Source organism: Streptomyces sp. DvalAA-43, from assembly GCF_900091725.1.
Taxonomy (GTDB): domain Bacteria; phylum Actinomycetota; class Actinomycetes; order Streptomycetales; family Streptomycetaceae; genus Streptomyces; species Streptomyces pulveraceus.
Map to the genome: position 1 here is coordinate 1 of NZ_FMBW01000032.1, position 5,424 is coordinate 5,424.

3 protein-coding genes and 1 tRNA gene are annotated in these 5,424 nt (G+C 70.1%); 2 read left to right on the top strand and 2 right to left on the bottom strand.

The annotated features are described in order from the left end of the window. A partial coding sequence (locus tag GA0115234_RS09675) for a HAMP domain-containing protein (RefSeq protein ID WP_141718412.1) occupies window positions 1-1,254 on the bottom strand: 1,254 nt, incomplete at its 3' end. A 416-nt stretch (window positions 1,255-1,670) separates the two neighbouring features. Here GA0115234_RS09675 and GA0115234_RS09680 point away from each other — a divergent pair. Both GA0115234_RS09680 and GA0115234_RS09685 read left to right on the top strand, forming a co-directional pair. Then, the gene (locus tag GA0115234_RS09680) at window positions 1,671-4,304 is read left to right on the top strand and encodes a SpoIIE family protein phosphatase (RefSeq protein WP_093540494.1); all 2,634 of its coding nucleotides are present in this window, start codon (window positions 1,671-1,673) and stop codon (window positions 4,302-4,304) included. Between the two features lie 55 nt (window positions 4,305-4,359). Further along, window positions 4,360-5,115 carry a 2-phosphosulfolactate phosphatase gene (locus GA0115234_RS09685; RefSeq protein ID WP_093540495.1) on the top strand — a complete coding sequence of 252 codons (756 nt, stop codon included), beginning with the start codon at window positions 4,360-4,362 and terminating at the stop codon, window positions 5,113-5,115. Window positions 5,116-5,173: 58 nt separating this feature from the next. Here the strand turns inward: GA0115234_RS09685 and GA0115234_RS09690 are convergent. Continuing rightward, window positions 5,174-5,246, bottom strand: a tRNA-Thr gene (locus GA0115234_RS09690). Window positions 5,247-5,424 lie beyond the last annotated feature (178 nt).

Below are 5,424 nucleotides of genomic sequence, written 5' to 3' on the forward strand. Positions count from 1 at the left end.
GGCCACGTCCACGGTGACCTTCTGCGTCATGTCACCGTTGGCCACCGCCGTGGTCACCTGCGCGATGTCGCGCACCTGGGTCGTCAGGTTCCGGAAGACCGTGTTCACCGAGTCGGTCAGGTCCTTCCAGGTCCCCGCCGCACCCGGCACCTTCGCCTGGCCGCCGAGCAGGCCCTCGCCACCGACCTCACTGGCCACCCGGGTCACTTCGTCCGCGAAGAGCCGCAGCGTGTCGGTCATCTGGTTGATGGTCTCGGCCAGCTGCGCGACCTCGCCGCGGGCGCTCACCGTGACCTTCTGGGACAGGTCGCCGTTGGCGACGGCCGTGGTCACCTCGGCGATCCCGCGCACCTGGGAAGTGAGGTTCCCGGCCATCGTGTTGACGGAGTCGGTGAGGTCCTTCCACACGCCCGCCACGCCCGGCACGGTCGCCTGCCCGCCGAGCTCGCCCTCCGTGCCCACCTCTCGGGCGACCCGGGTCACCTCCGAGGAGAACGACGACAGCTGGTCGACCATCGTGTTGACGGTGTTCTTCAGCTGGAGCATCTCGCCGGCCACATGGACGGTGACCTTCCGCGACAGGTCCCCCTTGGCGACCGCCGTCGTCACCAGCGCGATGTCGCGCACCTGCGCGGTCAGCCGGTACGCCATGGTGTTCACGGAGTCCGTGAGGTCCTTCCAGGACCCGGACATGCCGCGCACCTGGGCCTGCCCGCCCAGCTTGCCCTCGGTGCCCACCTCGACCGCGACCCGCGTCACCTGCTCGGTGAACGCCGACAGCTGGTCGACGAGGCTGTTGACCGTACGGGCGACCTTCAGGAACTCGCCGCGCAGCGGCCGTACCGTCTCGTCGGAGGTGTGCGAGCGCAGTTCCATCCGCTGTTCGAGATCACCGTCGGCCACCGCCGACAGCACCCGCCCGACCTCGGAGACCGGGCGGGCCAGATCGTCGACCAGTTCGTTGGAGGCGTCGATCGCGGCGGCCCAGGAGCCCTCGCAGGCACCCGTCTCCAGCCGCTCGGTGAGCTTGCCCTCACGTCCGACCACCCGCCGCACCCGGGCCAGCTCCCCGGTGAGATGGAGGTTGCGGTCGGCGACCTCGTTGAAGACCGCCGCGATCTCCGCCATCACACCGTCGCCCGAGACGGTCAGACGCCTGCGGAAATTCCCGTCGCGCATCGCCACCAGGCCCGCCAGCAGTCTGTTGAGGGCTGCCGCATCGACGTCGATGGTTCCATTGCGCTGTTTCTTCACGGACTGTCCGCCTTTTGTGCGCGTGCCTGTTCCCCGCGCCGCCACGCCAGACTCCACCGTGATCCCTCCCGCAGGGGTTGACCGTATTGCTCGGGTCCTATCTGGGAGCTTGCCCAGTTCTCTTCTTTGGCTCACCGCCACAGCCCACCGTCGACGGGTGACCATGCGGACGTCAAATCGTTGAAACGTACCAGGCCCGACGCAGCCGGGGTGCAACCTCCAGAGGTTGTCCCACATCCCTCTGTCGAGAGGCCCACACTTGTCCGGTCACAGGTCCGTTCCTGGTCGCTCCTGCCCGAAGTCGCCCCTCGTGTATCCGGCACCGAGATCGAGCGTCTAGCCTGGCAGGCGAATCGAAGCGGCGAGAAACGGGCACAGGACTCGGGGAAGCGACGAGACACCATATGGGGAGTGCTGTGATCACCGCGCGCGCGGCCGCCACCTTCGACCCGGTCGGACGTTCCGTCGCGACCGCCCGCGCCTTCGTCCGCGACACCCTCCAGGGGTGGGGCTACACGGACGTCGTCGACGACGCGGTCGTCCTCACCAGCGAGCTGGTGACCAATGCCGTGGTCCACGCGGGCACCGCCGCGGACGTGCTGTGTCTGCGCACGGAGGACGGCGTCCGGATCGAGGTCTCCGACCACTATCCGGAACGCGAGGTCCCGCTCCAGAGCACCGGTCTGGACTTCGGCAGCCCGGATCGCGAGAACGGCCGCGGGCTGCTGCTCTGCGCGGCACTCGCCACCCGCTGGGGTGTCGAGTATTCACCCACCCGCAAGCATGTCTGGTTCCAGCTCGATCTGCCCGAACGCCCGGTGGGCATCCGCTCGGCGGGCCCGCTGCTCCCGGTGGGGCTGCTCCCCGTCGCCGACGAGCGCGTCCGGGTGGCCGTCGTCCAGATCGACAGCGCCGGATCCATCGCGGCCTGGAACGAGGACGCCTCGTTCCTCTTCGGCCACACCGCGGACCAGGTCACCGGAAAGCAGCTCACCGACTTCACCGCCTGGCCCCAGACCCCCGGCACCAACACGGGCATCGTCGACGCCCTCCAGCTCTCCCGCTGGGAGGGCAGTTACGGGATCCGGGGCGCCGACGGCCGGACCATCCCGGTCTACGCCTCGCACCTGCGGGTCCGCGACACCCATGGCGAGCCCTCGACCGTCTGTCTGCTCGTCCGCGACTACGAACGGGCCGTGCTCCAGTCACCGGCCCGCGCACCGGTCTCCGACACGGCCGCCGAGAGCGGCAAGACGGACCCGTTCGAGATCTTCATCGGCTCCCCCGCCCCCGACGACCTCGACGGCCTGCTCCAGCGCACGGTCGAGCGGGCCCGCGACATGCTCGACGCCGATGCGGCCTTCCTGCTGCTGGCCACGGACGACGAGACGGAACTGGAGGTGCGGGCCACCACGGGTCTGCCCTCCGCCCGCCAGCGCTTCGCCCGGGTCCCGGTGGAGGCCGGGACCGGACGGTACGGATCCGCCCGCATGCCCGCCGTCCACGAGGACCTCGACAACGTCCCTGGCGCCGTCCCGCTGCTCGGCGGGACCGGGATGCGTTCCGTCGTCACCGTCCCGCTGAAGGTCGAGGGGCGGCTCACCGGCTCCCTGGGGGTCGCCGCCGAGGCGGCCGGCCGTTACTCGAACGAGGAGGCCCTGCGGCTGCAGTTCGCCGCGGACCGGATCGCGCTGGCGGTCGAGTCGGCCCGCCTGGGCGAGCTGGAGCGCCTCCGCCGCGGCTCCCTCTCCTTCCTCGTCGAGGCCTCCGATCTGCTCGCCGGCACTCTCGACCGGGACCAGACCCTGGCGCTGATGGCCCAGATGACGGTCCCCACCCTGGCCACCTGGTGCGCCGTGTACACGATCGCCGACCAGGCGTCCGAGCCGCATCTCTCCTACGTCCTGCACGAGGACGAAGAGCGTATCGACGGCCTCAAGGCACTGCTCTCCAAGATCGCGCCCCCGGACCCCGTGCCGACCCCTGGCGCCCGCGTCTGGGCCGCCCCGTCCGAGGCCGCCCACCAGGCCGCCCTGCGCAGTTCGATGCGGACGCTCGGTCTCGGTGAGCGCGGCAGGCTCGGCGAACCCGCCAGGCTCGGCTCCGGTATCCGTACGACGCTGGCCACCGCGGCCGCCGTGGGCGGGGAGACGGTGGTCCTGCCGCTCGTGGCCCGCAACCGTGTCATCGGCATGCTCACGCTCGGAAAGCCCTCCGACGACCATTTCCGCCAGGAGATCCTGGAACTGGCCGAGGACCTCTCCCGCCGTGCCGCGCTCGCCCTCGACAACGCCCGCCTGTACTCGGAGCGCATGGCGATCAGCCAGTCCCTCCAGCGCAGCCTGCTGCCGCCGGGACTGCCCGAGATCCCCAATGTCGAGATCGAGGTCATCTACCGTGCGGCGGGCGAGGGCAATGAGGTGGGCGGCGACTTCTACGACGTCTTCCCGATCCGCGACGGCGCCTACGGCTTCGCCATCGGCGACGTGTGCGGTACGGGCCCGGAGGCCGCGGCCGTCACGGGCCTCGCCCGCCACGCCCTGCGCCTGCTCGCCCGAGAAGGCTTCGGCGGCCCGGCCGTCCTGGAGCGGCTCAACGCCGCCATCCTGGACGAGGGCGCCCGCAGCCGCTTCCTGACCCTCCTGTACGGCGAGCTGTGGCCCCAGGACGACGGCAGCGCCCTTCTGAAGGTGGTCTGCGCGGGGCACCCGCTGCCGCTGCGCCTGCGTCAGGACGGTTCGGTCGAGGCGGCGGCCGAGCCTCAGCCCCTGCTGGGCGTCATCGAGGAACTCGAACTGTACGAGCAGTCGTTCACCCTCGCCCCCGGCGATGTCCTGCTGTGTGTCACCGACGGCGTCACGGAACGCCGCGAGGGCACCCGCATGCTGGGCGACGACGGTCTGGCGGATGTCCTGGCGACCTGTACCGGCCTCACGGCGGGCGCGGTGGCAGCTCGCATCCTGCGGGCGGTCGAACGCTTCGCCGCCGAGCCGGCCTCGGACGACATGGCCATCCTCGCCATGCGCGTCCCGGAACCGCCCACCGCCTAATACACCGACGCCCCTTCGGCCTGTCTGTGCATGAATGCCTGCCATTCTCATCGCCATGGACGACTGGTATCTGCAAACGGGCAGCGGAGCACGGTTCGACTGGGGGCCCGCAGGCGCCGAACGGCTCTCGTCGGCGGTCGCGTGTCTCGTGGTGATCGACGTGCTGTCGTTCACCACCTCGGTGACGGTGGCTGTGGAGTCCGGAACTCGGGTATTCCCGCACGCCTGGCGTGACGCCTCGGCATCGGTCTTCGCCGAGCGCATGGATGCGCGGCTGGCCGTAGGCCGGCGCATGGCGACATCGGCATCGCCCTGGTCGCTGTCACCGGCGGCGCTGAGAGACGCGCCTTTCACACCACGTCTGGTCCTGCCTTCTCCCAACGGCTCGTCGACCTCCGCCGCGGCCGGTGGGTCGACGGTCGTTGCGGGCTGTCTGCGCAATGCGACGGCGGTGGGCCGTTGGCTCGCCCTCAACGGGTATGGAACGCTCGCCCGCCCGGTTGCCGTGATCGCCTCGGGCGAGCGCTGGCCGGACGGCAGTCTGCGCCCCGCTCTGGAGGACCTGCTGGGTGCGGGAGCCGTTCTCGCGGCGCTCAGGAAACAGCGCGGTGGTTCTCTGTCGCCCGAGGCGGCCACAGCGGCCGCGTGTTTCGAGACGACGCCGGATGTCATCGCCGCGGTGACCGCCAGCGCATCCGGGCAGGAACTCGTTTCAGGGGGCTTCCCCGACGACGTACGTATCGCAACGGAGTCGGACGTCTCCGATGTCGTGCCGGTCCTCACCGATGGGGCATTCATGGCAGCCGGATAACCCACGCCCCAACAGGAAAGGCCCCCGCCAGCTGGCGGGGGCCTTTCCTGTTCTTCGGAGCCCCAATGCGGAATCGAACCGCAGACCTTCTCCTTACCATGGAGACGCTCTACCGACTGAGCTATTGGGGCGCGCTGCGCTGTGCAACGAGATAAAGCATACCCCGAACTCGGGGATGCTCAAAACCACTGGTCACAGACGACTCTGACGGGCTCTCACGACACGAAGAACCGCCCCTCCAGGAGCGATGCGGGACCTGCCGGAGTGAGGCCCGAGGCCGGCCGCACGCGTCGTCATCGAGCCGGCCGT